The organism is Micromonospora sp. NPDC005257 (assembly GCF_042872445.1).
Classification (GTDB): domain Bacteria; phylum Actinomycetota; class Actinomycetes; order Mycobacteriales; family Micromonosporaceae; genus Micromonospora.
On sequence record NZ_JBIAKL010000033.1, the window covers coordinates 1 to 1,072 of the forward strand.

Sequence of the window (1,072 nt, forward strand, 5' to 3'; positions counted from 1 at the left end):
CGCACCGACAGCAACGGCTCGGTCCCGGCGCTCGACGCCTCGGTCTCGGCGCTCATCGGGCCACCCCCACCTGGGCGACCTCGTCGCGGTAGATCCGCTCCCGGTCGGCCGCCGACAAATGACACGCCACCACATGCCCGGCCTGCCCGGCCTCCCGCAACTCGGGAACCTCGGCGCGGGACCGGTCACCGTTCACGTCGGCCCACCGGCACCGCGGATGAAACGCACACCCCGACGGCAGGTTGATCAACGACGGCGGGTTACCCGGAATCGGCAGCAGGTCCGCGTCCGCGTCACCGTGCAACGACGGCACACTCGACAACAACCCCCACGTGTACGGATGCTGCGGCGCCCGCAACACCCGCTCCACACTCCCGCGCTCCACCGCCCGACCCGCGTACATCACCAACACGTCATCAGCCACCTGGCTGACGACGCCGAGGTCGTGGGTGATCAGCACGATCGCCGACCGGAACTCCTCCTGCAAATCCGCCAACAAATCCAGGATCTGCGCCTGCACCGTCACATCCAACGCCGTCGTCGGCTCATCCGCGATCAACAGATCCGGATCGTTCACCAACGCCATCGCGATCATCGCCCGCTGCCGCATCCCACCCGAGAACTCATGCGGATACTGATCGAACCGCTTCGCCGGCTGCGGGATCCCCACCCGGCCCAACATGTCCACCGCCCGGCTGCGGGCCTCCCGCCGACCGGCCCTCGGATGATGCACCCGATACGCCTCAGCGATCTGCTTACCCACCGAATAGTACGGATGCAACGCCGACAACGGATCCTGAAAGATCATCGCCATGTCCCGGCCCCGCAACCGACGAATCTCCTCCTCACCCAAACCCACCAACTGACGCCCACCCACGAAGATCTCCCCCGAGATCGACGTGCGCTTCGCGTTGTGCAAGCCCAGGATCGCCAACGACGTCACACTCTTACCGGAACCCGACTCCCCCACGATCCCCAACGTGCGACCCCGCTCGACCGCGAACGACACACCGTCCACAGCCCGCACCACACCGTCCTCGGTGTCGAACCGCACCCGCAGATCCCTGACCTG

1 protein-coding gene is annotated in these 1,072 nt (G+C 66.8%); it reads right to left on the minus strand.

From position 1 onward, the window contains the following. Window positions 1-52: 52 nt before the first annotated feature. Window positions 53-1,072, minus strand: a 1,020-nt coding sequence (locus tag ACFYO8_RS29615; protein ID WP_357712039.1) for an ABC transporter ATP-binding protein, incomplete at its 5' end; no start/stop codon positions are given.